Source organism: Microbacterium pollutisoli, from assembly GCF_053586795.1.
This window is the reverse complement of the sequence record NZ_JBNYWT010000006.1, coordinates 14,725-34,034: the sequence shown is the minus strand read 5'-3', so window position 1 is coordinate 34,034 and position 19,310 is coordinate 14,725. Positions and strand designations below refer to the sequence as shown.

14 protein-coding genes are annotated in these 19,310 nt (G+C 71.8%); 11 read left to right on the top strand and 3 right to left on the bottom strand.

Going from position 1 to position 19,310, the window contains the following annotated elements; translation table 11 throughout:
• The first annotated feature begins 7 nt into the window (after window positions 1–7).
• Window positions 8–703, top strand: a complete 696-nt coding sequence (locus tag ACQ143_RS13070; protein ID WP_449571147.1) for an SDR family oxidoreductase — start codon at window positions 8–10, stop codon at window positions 701–703.
• Here ACQ143_RS13070 and ACQ143_RS13065 read toward each other — a convergent pair.
• Window positions 669–1,913 carry an ROK family protein gene (locus ACQ143_RS13065; protein WP_449571146.1) on the bottom strand — a complete coding sequence of 415 codons (1,245 nt, stop codon included), beginning with the start codon at window positions 1,911–1,913 and terminating at the stop codon, window positions 669–671. The genes ACQ143_RS13070 and ACQ143_RS13065 overlap by 35 nt on opposite strands.
• Before the next feature lie 134 nt (window positions 1,914–2,047).
• Between ACQ143_RS13065 and ACQ143_RS13060 the strand changes: the two genes are divergently transcribed.
• The 4 genes from ACQ143_RS13060 to ACQ143_RS13045 are packed head-to-tail and all read left to right on the top strand — an operon-like array spanning window position 2,048 to window position 7,606.
• Window positions 2,048–3,385, top strand: a complete 1,338-nt coding sequence (locus ACQ143_RS13060) for an extracellular solute-binding protein (protein WP_449571145.1) — start codon at window positions 2,048–2,050, stop codon at window positions 3,383–3,385.
• A gap of 5 nt (window positions 3,386–3,390) precedes the next feature.
• Window positions 3,391–4,383: a carbohydrate ABC transporter permease gene (locus ACQ143_RS13055; protein WP_449571144.1), complete on the top strand. Its 993-nt coding sequence runs from the start codon at window positions 3,391–3,393 to the stop codon at window positions 4,381–4,383.
• Window positions 4,383–5,252 (top strand): carbohydrate ABC transporter permease, encoded by an 870-nt coding sequence (locus ACQ143_RS13050; RefSeq protein WP_449571143.1) that lies wholly within the window; start codon window positions 4,383–4,385, stop codon window positions 5,250–5,252. Before ACQ143_RS13055 ends, ACQ143_RS13050 begins: the two co-directional genes overlap by 1 nt.
• Window positions 5,249–7,606, top strand: a complete 2,358-nt coding sequence (locus tag ACQ143_RS13045) for a beta-xylosidase/alpha-l-arabinosidase (protein ID WP_449571142.1) — start codon at window positions 5,249–5,251, stop codon at window positions 7,604–7,606. Before ACQ143_RS13050 ends, ACQ143_RS13045 begins: the two co-directional genes overlap by 4 nt.
• A 5-nt stretch (window positions 7,607–7,611) precedes the next feature.
• Here the strand turns inward: ACQ143_RS13045 and ACQ143_RS13040 are convergent, their stop codons facing one another.
• Window positions 7,612–8,277 carry a sugar-binding protein gene (locus ACQ143_RS13040; RefSeq protein ID WP_449571141.1) on the bottom strand — a complete coding sequence of 222 codons (666 nt, stop codon included), beginning with the start codon at window positions 8,275–8,277 and terminating at the stop codon, window positions 7,612–7,614.
• Window positions 8,278–8,300: 23 nt separating this feature from the next.
• Window positions 8,301–9,320, bottom strand: a complete 1,020-nt coding sequence (locus ACQ143_RS13035; protein ID WP_449571140.1) for a LacI family DNA-binding transcriptional regulator — start codon at window positions 9,318–9,320, stop codon at window positions 8,301–8,303.
• A 264-nt stretch (window positions 9,321–9,584) separates the two neighbouring features.
• On the opposite strand from ACQ143_RS13035, the gene xylA reads away from it, so the two are divergent.
• The 6 genes from xylA to treZ all read left to right on the top strand — a co-directional run bounded on the left by xylA (window position 9,585) and on the right by treZ (window position 19,254).
• A complete protein-coding gene (gene xylA / locus ACQ143_RS13030; protein WP_449571139.1) occupies window positions 9,585–10,775 on the top strand; it encodes a xylose isomerase in 1,191 nt (396 codons plus the stop codon).
• A gap of 145 nt (window positions 10,776–10,920) precedes the next feature.
• Entirely contained in the window at window positions 10,921–12,210 is a 1,290-nt protein-coding gene (xylB, locus tag ACQ143_RS13025; RefSeq protein WP_449571138.1) for a xylulokinase, read from the top strand.
• A 22-nt stretch (window positions 12,211–12,232) separates the two neighbouring features.
• Window positions 12,233–12,703, top strand: a complete 471-nt coding sequence (locus ACQ143_RS13020; RefSeq protein ID WP_449571137.1) for a glutaminase — start codon at window positions 12,233–12,235, stop codon at window positions 12,701–12,703.
• 67 nt (window positions 12,704–12,770) lie between these two features.
• Window positions 12,771–14,954 (top strand): glycogen debranching protein GlgX, encoded by a 2,184-nt coding sequence (glgX, locus tag ACQ143_RS13015; protein WP_449571136.1) that lies wholly within the window; start codon window positions 12,771–12,773, stop codon window positions 14,952–14,954.
• 9 nt (window positions 14,955–14,963) lie between these two features.
• Entirely contained in the window at window positions 14,964–17,387 is a 2,424-nt protein-coding gene (gene treY, locus ACQ143_RS13010) for a malto-oligosyltrehalose synthase (RefSeq protein ID WP_449571135.1), read from the top strand.
• A 37-nt stretch (window positions 17,388–17,424) separates the two neighbouring features.
• Entirely contained in the window at window positions 17,425–19,254 is a 1,830-nt protein-coding gene (gene treZ, locus ACQ143_RS13005) for a malto-oligosyltrehalose trehalohydrolase (RefSeq protein ID WP_449571134.1), read from the top strand.
• Window positions 19,255–19,310: the final 56 nt, after the last annotated feature.

Sequence of the window (19,310 nt, the reverse complement as noted above, 5' to 3'; positions counted from 1 at the left end):
TGGCGGGATGACCCAGACCCACCTGCTCACCGGCGCCGGCTCGGGTATCGGCCAGGCCGTCGCGCAGCGTCTCGCCGCGCGCGGCGACCGGCTCGTGCTCGTGGCCCGTAACGGCGAGCGCGCCGCCCAGCTCACCGCCGCGTTCCCCGGTGCGATCCCGGTCGTCGTCGATCTCGCGCATCCCGAGGCGATCCAGGATGCCGTGGCCGCGGCCGACCTGCCGGAATCGATCGATGCGGTCATCCACGCCGCCGGCATCGTCGAACTCGGCGCGGTGGGCGAGCTGCCCCTGAGCGCCTGGACCGATCAGCTCACGGTCAACCTCATCGCGCCGGCCGAGCTCACGCGCGTCGTGCTGCCGCGGGTGCGCGCCGCCCGCGGTCAGCTGCTCTTCGTCAACTCGGGGGCAGGGCTCCGCACCCACCCGGACTGGTCGGCCTACGCCGCCTCGAAGCACGGGCTGAAAGCGCTGGCCGACGCCCTGCGCGCCGAAGAGGCGCCGCACGGCGTGCGCGTGACGACCGTGTACCCGGGCCGCACGGCGACCCCCATGCAGGCCCAGGTGCACGAGCAGGAGGGGCGCGACTACGTCCCGACGGTGTACATCGACGTGGACTCGGTGGCCACCGGCATCCTCACCGCCCTCGATCTTCCCCGCGACGCGGTGATCAGCGATCTGACGGTGCGTCCGGGCCCGCGCTGACCAGGTCCGCGTCGGCCGGCTCGTCGGCGACCGCACCGTCGACGGCGGCGCCGGCCGGGTCGGCCAGCAGCGGCTCGAACGCGGCTTCGGCGGCGCCGATCAGCAGACGCTCGTCGGCCAGCTCGGCCGAGCGGATCTGCAGGTCCTCGGCGCAGGCCGGCATCGAGTGGGCCGCCACCGCGGCCGCGAAGCCCTCCGCGTCGAGCTCGGCCAGGATCGAGAGGAACCCGCCCAGCACGATCACCGAGGGGTTCAGCACGTTGACGGCGTTGGCCAGTGCCGTCGCCAGGATCGAGCGTTCGCGCGCGATCTCGGCGGTCGCATCCGGTGCCGTGGCCGCCGCCAGGGCCGCCGCGAGTTCGCGGTCGGTGGCCTGGGGCAGCCCCACCGCCGCTAGCAGGCGCGAGCGCCGCACCTCGTCTTCGAGCACACCGTCGCGCGCGCGGCGGTCGGCCAGCGTCGCGATGCCGGGCCGGTTCTGCCCGAACTCGCCGGCATAGCCGCCGCGGCCGCCCACCGGCATCCCGTTGACGATCAGGCCGCCGCCGATGCCGCTTGCCCCGCCGTTGAGGTAGATCGCGTTGTCGATGCCGCGCGCCGCACCGTAGAGGTGTTCGGCGAGCGCGCCCAGGGAGGCGTCGTTGCCGACGACGACCGGCAGGCCGGTGGCCGCGGCGACGAGGTCGTGCAGCGGCGCATCCGCCCATTGCAGGTGCGGCGCGTGGCGGACCAGGCCGTCGGCGGCGCGCACCAGTCCGGGCACGGCCAGGCCCACCCCGACGATGCGCGCGGTGGCCAATGCATCTGTGCGCCACGCCGCGATGCGGTCGGCGATCAGGGCCGCGGTCGCCTCGGGGGTGATCAGGTCGGTGACGGCGACGCGCTCGCGCACGCTGATGCTCTGGTCCAGGCCCACCGCGGCGATCTCGACGGCGTCGACTTCGGGGTTGACGGCGATGACGACGACGTCGGGGGCCGGCACGACGAGGGGAGAGGGGCGGCCCACGCGGCGTGCGGGGTCGGGTGCGCGTTCGACGACGAGACCTGCGCGCACCAGTTCGGCGACCAGGTCGCCGATGGTCGATCGGTTCAGGCCGGTGGCCTCGGTCAGCGCCGCCCGCGACGTGGGGCCCTCCAGATGCACGAGCCGGAGCACGCGGGTGAGATTGCGCTGTCGTACGCCTTCGACGGTCCCTGTCGCCTCTGCCACAGGCACAACTCTAGGTGATCAGATCGTTATCGCGCGGGGTTTTGTTGGGGTTGACCACGAATGACCGGCGTCCTATGGTGGGGGTGTCCACATCACTTTCGACATCACTGTCGAAACTTTCGAGAGGTTCAAGGATGAACAGACGCAGCATCATGCGCGCGGCTGCCGGTATCGGGGCCGCAGGTCTGGCCGTCGGCATGCTGGCCGGTTGTTCCGCGGGTGACGAGCCCACCGACGGCAACGGCAACGGAAACGGCGAAGAGGTCACGATCACCTGGTGGCACAACGCCACCGGCGAGCCCCTGAAGTCCCTCTGGGAGGACGTCGCGCAGGAGTTCGAGGACGCCAACCCGGGCGTCAAGGTCGACGTGCAGGCGTTCCAGAACGAGGACCTTCAGCGCACCCTCATCCCCAACGCCCTGCAGGCCGGCGGTGACGCGGCACCCGACGTGTTCATGGTCTGGGCCGAGGGCGAGATCAAGGCGCAGGTCGAGGCGGGGTACCTCAAGGACCTCAGCGGCCTGACCGACGTCATCGAGTCGATCGGCGGCGCCGGCACCGGCTGGAACGTCGACGGCAAGCAGTACGGCATCCCCTACACCTTCGGCATCGAGGGCCTCTGGTACAACACCGACCTGTGGGAGGCCGCCGGTGTCACCGAGGTGCCCGCCACGTTCACCGAGTTCTCCGAGGCGCTGCAGAAGCTCGCCGACAGCGGCGTCGCGCCCATCGGCGTGGGTGCCGGTGACGGCTGGCCGGCGGCGCACTGGTGGTACCAGTTCGCGATCAAGTCGTGCTCGGCCGACTCGCTGGCCACGGCCGCGGAGACGCTGAACTTCGACGACGAGTGCTTCGTCACCGCCGGTGAGAACCTGCAGGCCTGGCTCGACGAGTTCGAGGGCGACCTGCCCTTCCAGCAGAACCCGACGAGCACCCCGGCCCAGAGCGTGCCCAACAGCGCGGCGGGTCTGATGGCTTCGCAGGCCACCGCCACCGAGCTCATGGGCTCGTGGCACCGTGGTGAGGTCGCCAAGCTCGTTCCGGGTGCGCCCGCCGAGAACCCGCCGGCTCCCGAGTGGCTGGCGTGGATGCCGGTGCCCGACATCGAGGGTGCCGCCGGTGCCCCGGGTGCGGCGCTCGGCTCCGGTGACGCGTGGGGCGTCTACGTCGACGCCCCCGACGCGGCCGTCGACCTGGTCGAGTTCATCTCCAGCGTCGAGGTGCAGACGCGCTTCGCCGAGACCGGTGCGATCCCGACCGTCGCCGGTGCCGAGGCGGGCCTGACCGACCCGGTGCTCAAGCAGATCGCCGAGGGCACGGTCAACTCCTCGCTCGTGGTGACCTGGCTCGACACGCAGTACGGCTCGGTCATCGGCAACGCGATGAACGACGCGATCGTCAACCTCATGTTCGGCGACGGCACGCCCGAGTCGATCCCCGAGGCGATGAACGCGGCGGCGGCGACGCTGTAACACCCATGACAGCAATCAACGAGGCCGGGCCCGCGCTGAGCGCGGGCCCGGCCCCCGCTCCGAAAGCCCGCAGCACGGCGCGCGCCCGCGCGCAACGCCGCAAGTGGTTCGAGATCACGCTGTTCGCCGGCCCCGGCGTGCTCGTCTATCTCGCCTTCGTCCTCTTCCCGGTGGCACTGGCCGCCTACTACAGCTTCTTCAACTGGAACGGCCTCGGGCCGCTCGACCGCTTCATCGGCATCGACAACTACGTCCGCCTGCTCGCCGACCCCGTCTTCCACCGTTCGGTGGGCAACAACTTCTTCATCGTCATCATGTCCCTCCTCGTGCAGGGGCCGCTGGCGATTCTCGTGGCGCTGCTGATGAACCGACGCCTGCGCTTCCGCGGACTGCTGCGGGCGCTGATCTTCGTGCCCTACGTGCTCAGCGAGGTGACCGCCGGTATCGCCTGGCAGATCATGCTGCAGTCGGTGCCCCCGAACCGGATGGGTCCCATCGACACCTGGCTGGGGATGATCGGCATCGAGAACCCGCCGTCGTGGCTGGCCGATCAGGACGTCGTCATGTGGACGATGTTCGGCATCCTCACCTGGAAGTACCTGGGCCTGGCCATCATCCTGATGCTCGCCGGGCTGACCAGCGTCCCCGACGAGCTCTACGAGGCCGCCGCGCTCGACGGCGCCGGCTGGTGGAAGACCCAGTGGTACGTCACCGTGCCGCTGCTGGGCCCCACCATCCGCATCTGGGCGTTCCTGTCGATCATCGGCTCGCTGCAGCTGTTCGACATGGTGTGGATCGTCACCGGCGGCGGACCGCTCAACGCGTCGTCCACGATGGCCGTCTACATGGTCAAGAACGGCCTGAACGTCTCGCAGATCGGCTACGGCAGCGCCGTCGCGGTCGTGCTCTTCCTCATCTCGCTCGTGATCGCCCTCTTCTACCAGCGCTACGCGCTGCGTCGCGACCTCGCCGGTGCGATCACTCAAGGAAACAGCTGATGTCTACTGCAACCGCATCCCACCGCGCCGGCGCGCGGCGCTTCGACTGGAGCCAGCCGATCGTCTACGTCGTGGCGCTGACCGTGGCGGCCATCGCCATCGGTCCGGTGCTCTACGTGATGATCGCCGGCATGCGCTCGAACCCGGACTTCTTCACCAGTCCGGGGGGCCTGCCCGACCCGTGGATCTTCGACAACTACGCGCGCATCCTCGGTGACGCGCAGTTCTGGCGTCAGGTGCTGGCCAGCACCGTGACGGCGCTGGGCACGACCCTCGGGGTCATGGCGTTCGGCGTGATGGCGGCGTTCGTGATCGCGCGGTACGACTTCCGCGGCCGGGGGTTCATGTACGCCCTGTTCACGACCGGGCTGCTGTTCCCGCTGACGATCTCGATCCTCCCGCTGACGGTCATGCTGCGCCAGCTCGGCCTGTTCGGCTCGTGGTGGGGTCTGATCATCCCGCAGGTGGCGTTCGCGCTGCCGACCACGATCATCATCCTGGTGCCGTTCCTGCGGGCGATCCCGGGTGAGCTCGAAGACGCGGCCGTCGTCGACGGCACCACCAAGATCGGGTTCTTCTGGCGCATCATGCTGCCGCTGTCGATGCCCGGGATGATGACCGTCGGCGTGCTCGCCTTCGTCGGCAGCTGGAACGCCTACCTGCTGCCATTGTTCGTGCTGCAGGCCGGCGGTGCCGCGCCCGCCGACTACACGCTGCCGCTCGGTGTGCAGTTCTTCTCGACCGCCTACGGGCAGGACACCACGGGGGTGCTCGCCTACACCTCGCTGGCGATGCTCCCGGCCATCCTGTTCTTCACCCTGGCCGAGAAGCGCATCGTCGGCGGCCTCCAGGGAGCCGTGAAGGGATGACCTTGTCTGAAACACCCACCCACACACCGTGGCGTGACGCAGCGCTGCCGATCGGCGAGCGTGTCGAGGCCCTCGTGGCCGAGCTCACGCTCGAGGAGAAGATCGCCCAGCTGTACGGCATCTGGATCGCCGCGTCCAACGACGGCGCCGAGGTCGCCCCCAACCAGAACGCGATGACCGAGGACGTCGATCTCGACACCATCGCGCCGCTGGGCCTGGGCCAGCTGACCCGCACCTACGGCACCGTGCCGGTCGACCCGGCCGCCGGAGCGGTCTCGCTGCTGCGCACGCAGCAGCGGATCGTGACCGAGTCGCGTCTGGGCATCCCTGCCCTCGCGCACGAGGAGTGCCTGGCCGGCTTCGCCGCGTGGGGGGCCACGGCCTACCCCGTGCCCCTGTCGTGGGGTGCCACGTGGGAGCCCGACCTCGTGCGGGAGATGGGCGAGCGCATCGGCGCCGACATGCGCAAGATGGGGGTGCACCAGGGCCTGGCCCCCGTGCTCGACGTCGTCCGCGACGCCCGCTGGGGCCGCGTGGAAGAGACCATCGGCGAGGACCCGCTGCTGGTGGGCACCATCGCCACCGCCTACATCCAGGGGATCGAGCAGGCCGGGGTCGTCGCCACGCTCAAGCACTTCGCCGGCTACTCGGCCTCGAAGGCGGGGCGCAACCTCGCGCCCGTGTCGATCGGTCCCCGCGAGCTCCACGACGTCATCCTGCCGCCGTTCGAGATGGCGGTCCGCGACAGCGGCGTGCGCAGCGTCATGAACTCGTACACCGACCTCGACGGGGTGCCCTCGGCCGCCGACGAGGAGCTGCTCACCGGGCTGCTGCGCGACACGTGGGGCTTCGAGGGCACCGTGGTGGCCGACTACTTCGCCATCGCGTTCCTGCTCACCCAGCACGCCGTCGCCGAGGACTGGACCGACGCCGCGCACCAGGCGCTGAAGGCGGGCATCGACGTCGAGCTGCCCGGACGCAAGACGTTCGGCCCGGACCTGGCCGCCGCCGTGCGCGAAGGCATCGTGCCCGAGGCGCTCATCGACCGGGCGCTGCGGCGCGTGCTCGCGCAGAAGATCGAGCTCGGCCTCCTCGACGGCGACGCCGGGTACGTGCCCGAGGTGCTCGCCGGGCGGGTGGATGCCGGTGCCGACGACGTGCGCGGCAGCGTCGACCTCGACCCGGCCGAGAACCGGGCCCTGGCCCGGCAGATCGCCGAGCGGGCCATCGTCCTCCTGCACAACGACGGCACCCTGCCTCTGCGGGAGCCCCGGCGCATCGCGGTGATCGGACCCAACGGCGACGACCCCTTCGCCGTGCTCGGCTGCTACTCCTTCCCGTTGCACGTCGGCATCCACCACCCCGACTTCGGGGCCGGGATCGCCCTGCCCACCCTGCTCGAATCGGTGCGGACAGAGTTCCCCGACGCCGAGGTGACCTACGTGCAGGGCACGAGCGTCGACGGCGGCGAACGGGACTTCGACGAGGCGCGGGCCGCCGCGCAGGCCGCCGACGTGGTGGTGCTCGCTCTCGGCGACCGTGCGGGCCTGTTCGGGCGCGGCACGAGCGGTGAGGGGTGCGACGCGGCCGACCTGTCGCTGCCGGGCGCCCAGCAGGATCTGCTCGACGCCGTCCTCGACGCCGGCACGCCGACCGTGGTCGCGCTGCTGGCCGGGCGCCCCTACGCGCTCGGGCGCGCGGTGACCGACGCGGCGGCGATCGTCGAGGCGTTCTTCGCCGGTGAGGAGGGCACGCCGGCGCTGGCGGGGGTGCTGTCGGGGCGCGTCAATCCGAGCGGCCGCCTGCCGGTGAGCATCCCGGCCAGTCCCGGCGCCCAGCCGTCGAGCTACCTCGCCGTGCCGCTGGCCCGGCCCAGCGGCGTCTCGAACATCGATCCGTCGGCGGCGTTCGCGTTCGGCCACGGCCTGTCGTACACGACGTTCGTGTGGACCGACCTGGTCGCCGACGCGACCGAGCTGCCCACCGACGGCACGGTGACCGTCTCGCTGCAGGTGACCAACACCGGCGACCGCGACGGCATCGAACTCGTCCAGCTGTACCTCAACGACCCGGTGGCGCAGACGCCGCGTCCCGTGCAGCGCCTGATCGGCTACGCACGGGTGGAGCTGCCCGCCGGCGCGAGCGCCGAGGTGCGCTTCACCGTCCCGGCCGACCTGTTCTCCTACACCGGCCGGGCGCTGGAGCGCATCGTCGACGCCGGCACGGTCGTGCTCAGCGCCGGCCGCTCGGCCGAGGACCTGCCGTCCGCGGTCACGCTGACCGTCACCGGGCCCACGCGCGTCGTCGACCACACCCGGGCGCTCGTGCCCGAGGTCACGGTGACGGCCGTCTGACGGGGTCAGCCCACCCGTCGGCGCGGACGGAGGTACACCAGCAGTCCCCCCACCGTCAGCAGCGCCGCGCCCACCAGTCCGATGCCCCAGGGCACCTGACCGCCGGTGGCTTGCAACGGTCCGATCACCGTGACCGCCACGCTGATCGGATCGAGATCACCCGACTCGAGCACCAGCGTGTGCGCACCCAGCGGCAGATCGGCGGGGATCGCCACGGTGAAGGCGGTCTGGCCGTTCGCGTCGGCGGCAGGGATACCGCGCACCACGATCGGGTCGCTGAACAGCGTCGCCGACACCTGCTGGCCCGGGGTCAGCCCCGACAGCTTCACGTCGAGGTCGCCGCCCTGCGCCACCCGGCCGGTGCCGATGTCGACGATCGCCCATGCGTCGCCCGGCTCACCCGGACCACCCGGCTCCCCGGGCTCTCCCGGCTCCCCGGGTTCATCCGGACCACCGGGCTCACCCCCGTGATCCGCGGCGATGAGCCGTGCGACGCCCCAGCGGGCCGTGTTCTGGTAGCCGGTACCGGTCGGCTCCGCCCACGTATGGACCGAGAAGCGGGCGCCGTCGCGGCCGTCGTTGACCTGGAAGTCGATGCCGTGGAACGTGTCCGGTCCACCCAGCGGCACATCGCTCTGCCCGCCCGACTGACCGACCATGTCGATGGCCATCTCGACGATGTAGCCGGTGTCGGTCAGCGCCGCGGCGTGCTCGCCGGCGGTGCCGTGCTGCCGCGCACGACGAGGTGCGTGGCCAGATCCATGCGCAGGGTGTCAACCGTCTCGCCGTCGGCCAGGCGCAGCACGAGGCGCGCCGCCTCCTCGCCCATGCGGCGCAGCGGCTGGTGCACGGTCGTCAGCTGCGGGCTCAGCCAGCGGGCGAGGGCGATGTCGTCGTAGCCCACCACCGACAGGTCGCCGGGCACGCTCAGCCCCGCGGCCGTCGCCGCCGCGATGACGCCGAGCGCCTGGAGGTCGCTGCCGGCGAAGATCGCCGTGGGGCGGTCCGGTCCGGCCAGCAGGTCGCGCGCGTGGGTCTCCCCGGCAGGCGGGTGGAAGTCGCCGAAGCGGATCCACCGCGGGTCGATCGGCAGGTTCGCGGCGTTCATGGCCGACCGGTAGCCGTCGATGCGCGCGAGCGAGCACATCATGTCCTCGGGTCCGGTGATGGCCGCGATGCGCTGGTGGCCCAGCTCGATGAGGTGCCGGGTGGCCATGACCCCGCCCGACCAGTTGGCCGACCCCACCGACGGCACATCGGGCGCGGGGTCGCCCGCCGGGTCGACGATCGCGAACGGCACGCCGCGCAGCCGCAGCTTCTCCCGGTGCGGGCGGGCGAGGTCGCTGAACACGAGCACGACGCCGACCGGCCGGCGCCGCAGCACGCCGTCGATCCAGTCTGAGGACGGGGCGTGGCGGTCGCCGCTGACGGTGAGCACGACCGACAGTCCCGCGGCGTGCGCGACCGCCTCCACGCCGTCGATGACCTCCATCGACCAGCTGGACTCGAGCTCGTGGAAGACGAGTTCGATCGTCTCGGAGCGCTGGGCGACGTTGCGTCGCTGGTAGCCGTGCCGGTTGAGGTGCTCCTCGAGGCGCGCCCGGGTCGCGGGGGCCACGTCGGTGCGCCCGTTGAGCACCTTCGACATGGTGGCCAGCGACACCCCCGCTTCGGCGGCGATCTCGGCGAGGGTGACTCGGGTCGTGCGCGTCATGGGCGACTCCATACGTGGATGCTGCGGGAGAGCGCCGCAGTGCCGTCGATTATCACACGCTTTCGGTCGATGCGGCGATACTTTCGGCGCGCGTTACGCCGGCGCCCCCACGCCCGCCGGTGCCCACGACCGTGGGCGAGGTCTCCGGCATCCCCACGACCGCCGTCGAGCTGACCATCGACGTCGACGGCCGGTGGACGGATCGCGGGAAGTGTTATAGGTTGTGGTACACAACAATTCCCGCAGCCCGCGTAAAGGAGCGTCATGCTCACCCCCACTCCCGCAGACAAGTTCTCGTTCGGCCTCTGGACGATCGGCTACAACGGCACCGACCCGTTCGGCGGTCCGACCCGGCCCGCGCTCGACGTCGTCCACGCCGTCGAGAAGCTCGCTGAGCTCGGCGCCTACGGCCTCACCTTCCACGACGACGACCTGTTCGCCTTCGGCTCGAGCGACGCGGAGCGTCAGACGCAGATCGACCGGCTCAAGGGTGCGCTCGCCGACACCGGCCTGATCGTGCCGATGGTCACCACCAACCTGTTCTCCGCGCCCGTGTTCAAGGACGGCGGCTTCACCTCGAACGATCGCCAGGTGCGCCGCTTCGCGCTGCGCAAGGTGTTCCGCCAGCTCGACCTCGGTGCGGAGCTGGGCGCGAAGACCTTCGTCATGTGGGGTGGCCGCGAGGGCGCCGAGTACGACTCGGCCAAGGACGTCCGCGCGGCGCTCGAGCGCTACCGGGAGGCGGTGAACCTGCTCGGCGACTACGTCGTCGACAAGGGCTACGACATCCGCTTCGCGATCGAGCCCAAGCCCAACGAGCCGCGCGGCGACATCCTGCTGCCCACCCTCGGCCACGCGATCGCGTTCATCGACTCGCTCGAGCGCCCCGAGCTCGTGGGCCTGAACCCCGAGGTCGGCCACGAGCAGATGGCCGGCCTGAACTTCGCCGCCGGCATCGCCCAGGCGCTGTACCACGGCAAGCTGTTCCACATCGACCTCAACGGGCAGCGCGGCATCAAGTACGACCAAGACCTCGTGTTCGGCCACGGCGACCTGCACAACGCGTTCGCGCTGGTCGACCTGCTCGAGAACGGCGGCCCCGGCGGTGTGCCCGCCTACGACGGCCCGCGCCACTTCGACTACAAGCCCAGCCGCACCGAGGACGAGAACGGCGTGTGGGACTCGGCGGCCGCGAACATGCGCACCTACCTGCTGCTCAAGGAGCGCGCCGCGGCCTTCCGCGCCGACCCCGAGGTGCAGGAGGCGCTGGCCGCCGCCAAGGTCGACGAGCTGTCCGTGCCGACCCTGGGCGAGGGCGAGACCTACGACGACCTGCTCGCCGACCGCTCCGCCTACGAGGACTTCGACACGAGCGCTTACTTGGGCGGCAAGGGCTTCGGCTTCGTCCGCCTGCAGCAGCTGGCCACTGAGCACCTGCTCGGCGCCCGCGGCTGACCGATCGTGACCCCGCGGCCGCCCTGCCCGCGGGGTCACCCCGACCCCGGGCCCCCCGCCCGTTCTCTCGGCGCCCGGTTGTTCTCTCGCGGAGGATGAAGCGCGCGGAGGAGCCCCGGTGGGCATTGACGGAGAGGAAGTTCGGATGGCACTGGTGATGGGAGTCGACTCGTCGACCCAGTCGTGCAAGGTCGTGATCTGCGACGCCGAGACCGGTCAGGTCGTGCGAACCGGACGCGCATCGCACCCCGACGGCACGTCGGTCGACCCCGAGGCGTGGTGGGCGGCGCTGCAGAGCGCGATCGCGGATGCCGGTGGCCTCGACGACGTCGCCGCATGGGCGATCGGGGGGCAGCAGCACGGCATGGTGGTGCTCGACGCCGACGGCCAGGTCATCCGCGACGCGCTGCTGTGGAACGACACCCGTTCGGCCGGCGCGGCAGCCGACCTGATCGCCGAGTTCGGCGCCGAGCAGCTCGCCCGGCGCACCGGCCTGGTGCCGGTGGCGTCGTTCACCATCACCAAGCTGCGCTGGCTGCGCGACGCCGAGCCCGACAACGCGGCCCGCGTCGCCGCCGTCGCCCTGCCGCACGACTGGCTCACCTGGCGGCTGCGCGGATTCGGCCCGGACAACCCGGTGCTCGACGAACTGGTCACCGACCGCTCCGACGCGTCGGGCACCGGCTACTGGGATCCGGAGACCGGCGACTACGACCGCGACCTGCTGATCGCCGCGCTCGGCCACGACGCGGTGTTGCCGCGGGTGCTCGGCCCCGACGAGTCCGTCACCGATCCCGCCGGCCGCCGGGTCGGTCCGGGCGCTGGCGACAACGCCGGTGCCGCCCTGGGCGTCGGGGCCGGCCCGGGCGATGTCGTGGTGTCGATCGGCACGAGCGGCACCGTCTTCGCGGTCAGTGAGCGCCGGACGATCGACCCGTCGGGCACCGTCGCCGGCTTCGCCTCGGCCGACGGGAACTTCCTGCCGCTGGTGGCCACCCTGAACGCCGCGCGCGTGCTCGACGCCATCGGGCGCCTGCTCGCGGTCGACCATGCCGAGCTGAGCCGGCTCGCACTGGCCGCCGAGCCCGGCGCCGGCGGTCTCACGCTCGTCCCGTACTTCGAGGGCGAGCGCACGCCGAACCTGCCCGACGCCACGGCTGAGCTGACCGGCATGACCCTGGCATCCACCACCCGCGAGAACCTCGCCCGCGCCGCCGTCGAGGGGATGCTGTCGGGCCTGGCCGCCGGCGTGGACGCGGTGCGCGACCTCGGCGTGCCCATCGAACGCGCCCTGCTGATCGGCGGCGGTGCGCAGTCCGACGCCGTGCGCGAGATCGCGCCGCAGGTGCTCGGCGTCCCGGTCGAGGTGCCCGCCCCCGCGGAGTACGTCGCCCTCGGCGCCGCCCGCCAAGCCGCCCGCGTGCTCGCCGCCTGACTCCACACGAGACAATAGGGGGGTGGATGCCGGTGCCTCGACCCTGATCGCCGCGGCGCGCACGCGCCTGGCGGGCGCCCCGCGGGTGCGGCTCGGCGCTCTGGTCGAGTCGCGGCGGATCCTGGGCATCGGGCGTGCGCCGCGCATCGTGCCGGTCGGTGAGGCGTGGCACCTCGGCGTGCTGCTGATCGGCGACGAGCAGGTGTTCGCCACCGGCGAGGTGCTGCGGGCGCGGCACGAGGCGATCCGCGGATTCACGGCCGAATCGCAGCGGGAGCGCTCCGACCGGGCCGCCGCCGCGCACCGGGGCGGCTTCGCCGAGGGCGAGGTCGTCCACTTCGGGTGGCGCGAGATCGACCTGGCGACAGTGGATGCCGGCGGTGCGGCCGACCCGCTCCTGACGGTCGCCGGGGTGGTGCACGTGCGGTGGAATGCCGCCGGCGGCACTCGGCCGCTGGCCGATTACCTCGACGAGCAGCTCGCGCTGCGCTGACCCGGCCTCTGCGACCCCTTAGTCTGGCACCCAGAGCACGGTCCGACAGCAGAGCACGGAGGCCCGCATGGAATGGCCCGGGAACGCGTATCCGCTGGGTGCGACCTTCGACGGAAGCGGCACGAACTTCGCGCTGTTCAGCGAGGGGGCCGAGCGCGTCGAGCTCTGCCTGTTCGACGAGGAGGGTGTCGAGACCCGCGTCGAGATGCGCGACGTCGACGCCTACGTCTGGCACGTCTATCTGCCGACCGTCGAACCGGGCCAGCGGTACGGCTACCGGGTGCACGGACCCTACGACCCCGCACAGGGCCTGCGGTTCAACCCGAACAAGCTGCTGCTCGACCCGTACGCGAAGGCCGTCGACGGCCAGGTGCAGTGGGGTCAGGAAGTGTTCGGGTACCCGTTCGGCGACCCCGACGGCCGCAATGACGACGACTCGGCCGCCCACATGATGAAGGGCGTGGTGATCAACCCGTACTTCGACTGGGCCGGTGACCGCGCGCCGAAGAGGCCGCTGGCGGAGTCGCTCATCTACGAGGCCCACGTCAAGGGCCTGACCCGGCTGCACCCCGAGATCCCCGAAGAACTGCGTGGCACCTACGGCGCCATCGGACACCCGGTGATCATCGACCACCTGCTCAAGCTCGGCGTCACCGCGATCGAGCTCATGCCGGTGCACCAGTTCGTCAACGACTCGGTGCTGCAGGAGAAGGGCCTGTCCAACTACTGGGGCTACAACACGATCGCCTTCCTGGCCCCGCAGAACACCTACGCGATGCGGCAGGGTCAGCAGGTGCACGAGTTCAAGGCCATGGTCCGGTCGCTGCACGCGGCCGGCATCGAGGTCATCCTCGACGTGGTCTACAACCACACCGCCGAGGGCAACCACCTCGGCCCCACCCTGTCGATGCGCGGCATCGACAACCTCGCGTACTACCGGCTCGAAGAGGACAAGCGCTACTACACCGACTACACCGGCACCGGCAACAGCATGGGCGTGGGCCATCCGCACACGCTGCAGCTGATCATGGACTCGCTGCGCTACTGGGTGCTCGAGATGCACGTCGACGGGTTCCGGTTCGACCTGGCCTCCACCCTCGCGCGCGAGTTCTACGAGGTCGACCGGCTGGCCGCGTTCTTCGAGCTCGTGCAGCAGGACCCGGTGGTGTCGCAGGTCAAGCTCATCGCCGAGCCGTGGGATGTCGGCCCGGGCGGCTACCAGGTGGGCAACTTCCCGCCGCAGTGGGCCGAGTGGAACGGCAAGTACCGCGACACGGTGCGCGACTTCTGGCGCGGCGAGCCGCAGGCGCTGGGCGAGTTCGCCTCGCGCATCACGGGCTCCGCCGACCTGTATGAGCATTCGGGACGCCGCCCCGTGGCATCCATCAACTTCGTCACCGCGCACGACGGGTTCACGCTGCGCGACCTGGTCTCGTACAACGAGAAGCACAACGAGGCCAACGGTGAGGACAACCGGGACGGCGAATCGCACAACCGTTCCGACAACCACGGTGTCGAGGGGCCCACCGACGACCCGGAGATCCTCACGGTGCGGGCGCGGCAGCAGCGCAACTTCCTGGCGACGCTGCTGCTGAGCCAGGGCGTGCCGATGCTCTCCCACGGCGACGAACTCGGTCGCACCCAGCAGGGCAACAACAACGGCTATGCGCAGGACAGCGAGCTGACCTGGGTGCACTGGGATGCCGCGGACCGCCCGCTGATCGAGTTCACCGCCGCCTTGTCGGCGCTGCGCCGCGACCACCCGACCTTCCGCCGCAGTCGGTTCTTCGACGGCCGGCCGGTGCGCCGCGAGGAGGGCATGGCGATCCCCGACATCGCCTGGATCCGCCCCGACGGCACCGAGATGCAGCCCGAGGACTGGGAGTCGGGCTTCGGGCGCGCGATCGGCGTGTTCCTCAACGGCGACGGCATCCGCGAGCGCGACCGCCGCGGCCAGGACATCCACGACCGGCACTTCTTCGTCCTGTTCAACGCCGGCACCGAGGCGGTGGACTTCACCGTCCCGGCGGTGCAGCCCAGCCCCCGCTGGGAGGTCGTGATCGACACCTCCGGCGAGGCCTCCGACCGTGAGCCGCTCAGCGGCGGGGAGGTCGTGACCCTGGCCGCCAAATCGCTGGTGGTGCTGCGCGACCACGAAGAGGACGAGCCCGAGATCGACCATTCGGTGGCCGCATCGCTGGCCGCCCGCACCGAGCCGGTCGAGGTCGTCGCCGATGCGGACGAGGGATAGGCGAGCCCGATGACGCGGCGCCCGGCATCCACCTACCGGCTGCAGATCCGCGCCGGGTTCGACCTCGACGCGGCGGCAGCGCTCACCGACTACCTGGGTGAGCTCGGGGTGGGCTGGGCCTACCTGTCGCCGATCCTGCAGTCGGCCCGCGGCTCCGACCACGGCTACGACGTCGTCGACCCCACCCGGGTGGATGCCGCCCGCGGCGGACCGGAGGCTCTCGCCCGATTCTCGGCGGCCGCCCGCGACGCCGGGCTCGGCATCCTCGTCGACATCGTGCCGAACCACGTCGGCGTCGCCATACCGGCGGAGAACCCGTGGTGGTGGGACGTGCTCACCCATGGCCGCGCCTCCCGCTGGGCGAGCGCGTTCGACATCGACTGGGACGCCGGCGACGGGCGGGTGCGGCTGCCCATCCTCGGCGCACCGTTGGAGGACGTGATCGCCGCCCGCGAGCTGCGGATCGTGCCGCCCGCGGTGGATGCCGGTGACCCGGCCGCCGGGGACACACCCGACGCCGCCGCGCGGGCTCCCTTCGGTCATGCCCGCTACTTCGACCACCTGCTGCCGCTGGCCGAGGGGACCGCACCCGATGCCGCCGCCGACGACCCCGACACGGTGCGTGCCGTGCTCGCCCGGCAGCACTGGGAACCGGCGTTCTGGCGCGACGAGTCCACCGCGCTCAACTACCGCCGGTTCTTCACGATCACCTCGCTGGCCGGCGTCCGCGTCGAAGACCCGGCGGTGTTCGCGGCGGCGCACGCCGAGGTGCTGCGCTGGTTCCGTGAGGGGCTCGTCGACGGCCTGCGCATCGACCACCCCGACGGTCTGGCCGACCCCCGCGGGTATTTCGCCGACCTCGACGACGCCGTCGCACAGCAGGGCGGCGCAGCGCCGTACCTCGTGGTCGAGAAGATCCTCGAGCATGGCGAGCAGCTGCCGGGCTGGTGGCCCGTCGACGGCACCACCGGGTATGACGCGCTCGCCGAGATCGACCGGGTGCTCGTCGATCCGCGCGGCCGCGAGCGGCTCGACGCCCTCGACACAGAACTGCACGCCCCGACGGGGCAGACCGCGCCGCAGTGGGCCGGCCTCATCCACACGACCAAGCGCGCCGTCGGCGACACTGCGCAGGCCGCCGAGATCGCCCGCCTGGTGCGCTGCCTGCCCGCCGCGATCCGCGACCGGCTCGGCGCCGAGACGGCGACCGACGCGCTCGCCGAGCTGCTGGCCGCGTTCCCCGTCTACCGCTCCTACCTCCCGGCGGGGCGGGAGCACGTCACCGTCGCCGTCGCCGCCGCGACCGCACGCCGCGCCGACCTCGCCGACGCCCTCGCGGTGCTCGGCCCGCTGGTGGCCGAACCCGGCACCGAGTTCTCCCGCCGGTTCATGCAAACCACCGGGCCCGTCATGGCCAAGGGGGTCGAGGATGCCGCCTTCTACCGGTACTCGCGGCTCACCTCCCTGACCGAGGTCGGCGGCGACCCGTCGCAGTTCTCGCTCGACCCCGACGGGCTCCACGACGCGTTCGCCCGGCGGCACGCGGCCTGGCCGCAGGCCATGACGACGCTGACGACCCACGACACCAAGCGCAGCGAAGACGTGCGCGCACGCCTGCACGTGCTCGCCGAGAAGCCCGACCGCTGGGCCGAGGTGCTGGAACGGCTGCGCGGCATCGCCTCGACCGGAGACGGGCCGTTCGACAACCTGCTGTGGCAGGCGATCATCGGCGCCTGGCCCGCCGCCCCCGAGCGGCTGCGCGCCTACGCGATCAAGGCCGCGCGCGAAGCCGGCACACACTCCTCCTGGGCGGCGCCGGACCCCGCGTTCGAAGAGCGTGTGCTCGACGTCGTCGCGGCCGCACACGGCCGTGCGGTCGCGATCGTGAACGCATTCGTCGCCGAGATCCGCGACGCTGGGTGGTCGAACTCCCTGTCGGCGAAGCTGCTGCAGCTGACCGGGCCCGGGGTGCCCGACGTCTACCAGGGCACCGAACTGTGGGACTTCTCGCTCGTCGACCCCGACAACCGCCGACCGGTGGATTTCGCCCAGCGTCGACGCCTGCTCGGCGAACTGGATGCCGGCCTGCTGCCGCCGATCGACGACACCGGTGCCGCGAAGCTGCTCGTCACCTCACGGGCGCTGCGGCTGCGCCGCGACCGCCCGGCGCTGTTCAGCCGTTACACGCCCCTGACCGTGGTGGGCGCAGCCGCCGAGCACGCGATCGCGTTCGACCGCGGCGGAGCCCTCGCCGTGGCCACCCGCCTTCCGATGGGGCTCACGGCGCGCGGCGGCTGGGGCGACACCGTGCTGCTGCGCCACGCCGGCCCTACGGTCGACGTGCTGACGGGGCGCCGGTTCTCGGGCACCGAGGTGCCCCTCGCCGATCTGCTGGCCCGCTACCCGGTGGCGCTGTTGAAGGCGGGAATCTGATGCGGGCCCGCCCGGCCCTCACCGAAGGAGCGGAACCATGATCGAGGTGTGGGCACCCTACGCCACTCGCGTGCGGCTGCGCCGCTGGGGCCACGGCGACACCGGACCCGCACCGCACGGCGACACCGGACCCGCACCGCACGACCACACAGAGTCCGCGCCGCACCCCGACACCGAGCTGACGCCGGTCGGCGACGACGGCTGGTGGCGGGCCGACGTCGCGCTCGCCCCCGGCGAGAGTTACGGCTTCGTGCTCGGCGACAGCGACAAGATCCTGCCCGACCCCCGCTCGCGGCGCCAGCCGACCGGTGTGCACGGACCCTCGGCGTTCGTCGACCCGGCATCCCACACCTGGACCGACGCCGCCTGGACCGGCCGTCAGCTGGCCGGCGGCCTCATCTACGAACTCCACATCGGCACGTTCACCGGCGAGGGCACCCTCGATGCCGCCGTCGGCAAGCTCGGCCACCTCGTCGACCTCGGCGTGACCCACGTCGAGCTGCTGCCGGTCAACGCCTTCAACGGCACGCACAACTGGGGCTACGACGGCGTGCTCTGGTATGCGGTGCACGAGGAGTACGGCGGCCCGGCCGCGTATCAGCGGTTCGTCGACGCCGCGCACGCCCGGGGCCTCGCCGTCATCCAGGACGTCGTCTACAACCACCTGGGCCCCTCGGGCAACTATCTGCCCGAGTTCGGCCCGTACCTGCGGGAGGGCACCCGCAACACGTGGGGCGACAGCATCAACCTCGACGAACGCGCCGTGCGCGAGCACATCCTCGCCGGGGCCCTCATGTGGCTCGACGACTACCACGTCGACGGCCTGCGCCTGGACGCCGTGCACGCCCTGCACGAGTCCGGCGAACAGCCGCAGCACCTGCTGGCCGAGCTCGCCGAGCGCGTCGACGCCCTCAGCGCCCACCTCGGTCGTCCGCTCACCCTCATCGCCGAGAGCGACCTGAACGACCCGGTCATGATCCTGGCGCGCACCGCCGGCGGCCACGGCCTGACCGCGCAGTGGTCGGACGACTGGCACCACGCCGTGCACGTCGCCCTCACCGGCGAGACGGCCGGCTACTACGCCGACTTCGATGCGCTCGACGCCCTGCCGAAGGTGTGGACCGGCGGGTTCTTCCACGACGGCACCCACTCGTCGTTCCGCGGCCGCGCTCACGGCATCCCCCTGCCGCCCGAGGTGCCCAGCTGGCAGCTGATCACCTTCGCGCAGGACCACGACCAGATCGGCAACCGGGCCGCCGGCGACCGGCTCTCCGCGACGCTGTCTTCCGACCGCCTCGCGGTCGCCGCCGTGCTCACCCTCACCGCCCCCGGCACGCCCATGCTGTTCATGGGCGAGGAGTGGGGCGCGTCCACGCCCTGGCAGTTCTTCACCTCGCATCCCGAGCCGGAGCTGGCCGCGGCCACCGCCCGCGGACGGAAGGCCGAGTTCGCGCGCATGGGGTGGGACGAGTCGCTCGTGCCCGACCCCAACGACCCGGCGACATTCGAGCGTTCGAAACTCGACTGGGCCGAGAAGGATGCCGGAGACCACGCGCGCCTGCTCGACCTGTACCGCCGGCTCGCGGCGCTGCGCCGCGCCCGGCCCGAGCTGACCGATCCGCGGTACGGACAGCGCGGTGCGGCCGCCGCCCAAGCTCCGGGTGGCCGTCGCTACGAGCTCGACCGGGGAGCTGCGCGCGTGCTCGTGAACCTGTCGGCCGAGCCGTGGGAGGTGCCGCTGAGGCCCGGCGAGACAGTGTGGATCGCCACGGTCGACGGTCTCGGCACGGGGGAGGAGACGCCCGGCCGGCGGACGCCGGGTGTGCTCGTCATCCCGCCGGACGCGGCCGTGGTCGCCGGTCCGTGACGTCGGGCCGGGCGCTGTCAACCCCCCTGTGACCGGGCCGCGGGTCTGGATACGGT

Coding starts and splice junctions, on each gene's coding strand:
- treY (WP_449571135.1), top strand. CDS start 14,964: ATGACGCGGCGCCCGGCATCCACCTACCGGCTGCAGATCCGCGCCGGG.
- ACQ143_RS13060 (WP_449571145.1), top strand. CDS start 2,048: ATGAACAGACGCAGCATCATGCGCGCGGCTGCCGGTATCGGGGCCGCA.
- xylB (WP_449571138.1), top strand. CDS start 10,921: ATGGCACTGGTGATGGGAGTCGACTCGTCGACCCAGTCGTGCAAGGTC.
- treZ (WP_449571134.1), top strand. CDS start 17,425: ATGATCGAGGTGTGGGCACCCTACGCCACTCGCGTGCGGCTGCGCCGC.
- ACQ143_RS13040 (WP_449571141.1), bottom strand. CDS start 8,277: ATGGCCATCGACATGGTCGGTCAGTCGGGCGGGCAGAGCGATGTGCCG.
- ACQ143_RS13045 (WP_449571142.1), top strand. CDS start 5,249: ATGACCTTGTCTGAAACACCCACCCACACACCGTGGCGTGACGCAGCG.
- glgX (WP_449571136.1), top strand. CDS start 12,771: ATGGAATGGCCCGGGAACGCGTATCCGCTGGGTGCGACCTTCGACGGA.
- xylA (WP_449571139.1), top strand. CDS start 9,585: ATGCTCACCCCCACTCCCGCAGACAAGTTCTCGTTCGGCCTCTGGACG.
- ACQ143_RS13055 (WP_449571144.1), top strand. CDS start 3,391: ATGACAGCAATCAACGAGGCCGGGCCCGCGCTGAGCGCGGGCCCGGCC.
- ACQ143_RS13070 (WP_449571147.1), top strand. CDS start 8: ATGACCCAGACCCACCTGCTCACCGGCGCCGGCTCGGGTATCGGCCAG.
- ACQ143_RS13035 (WP_449571140.1), bottom strand. CDS start 9,320: ATGACGCGCACGACCCGAGTCACCCTCGCCGAGATCGCCGCCGAAGCG.
- ACQ143_RS13050 (WP_449571143.1), top strand. CDS start 4,383: ATGTCTACTGCAACCGCATCCCACCGCGCCGGCGCGCGGCGCTTCGAC.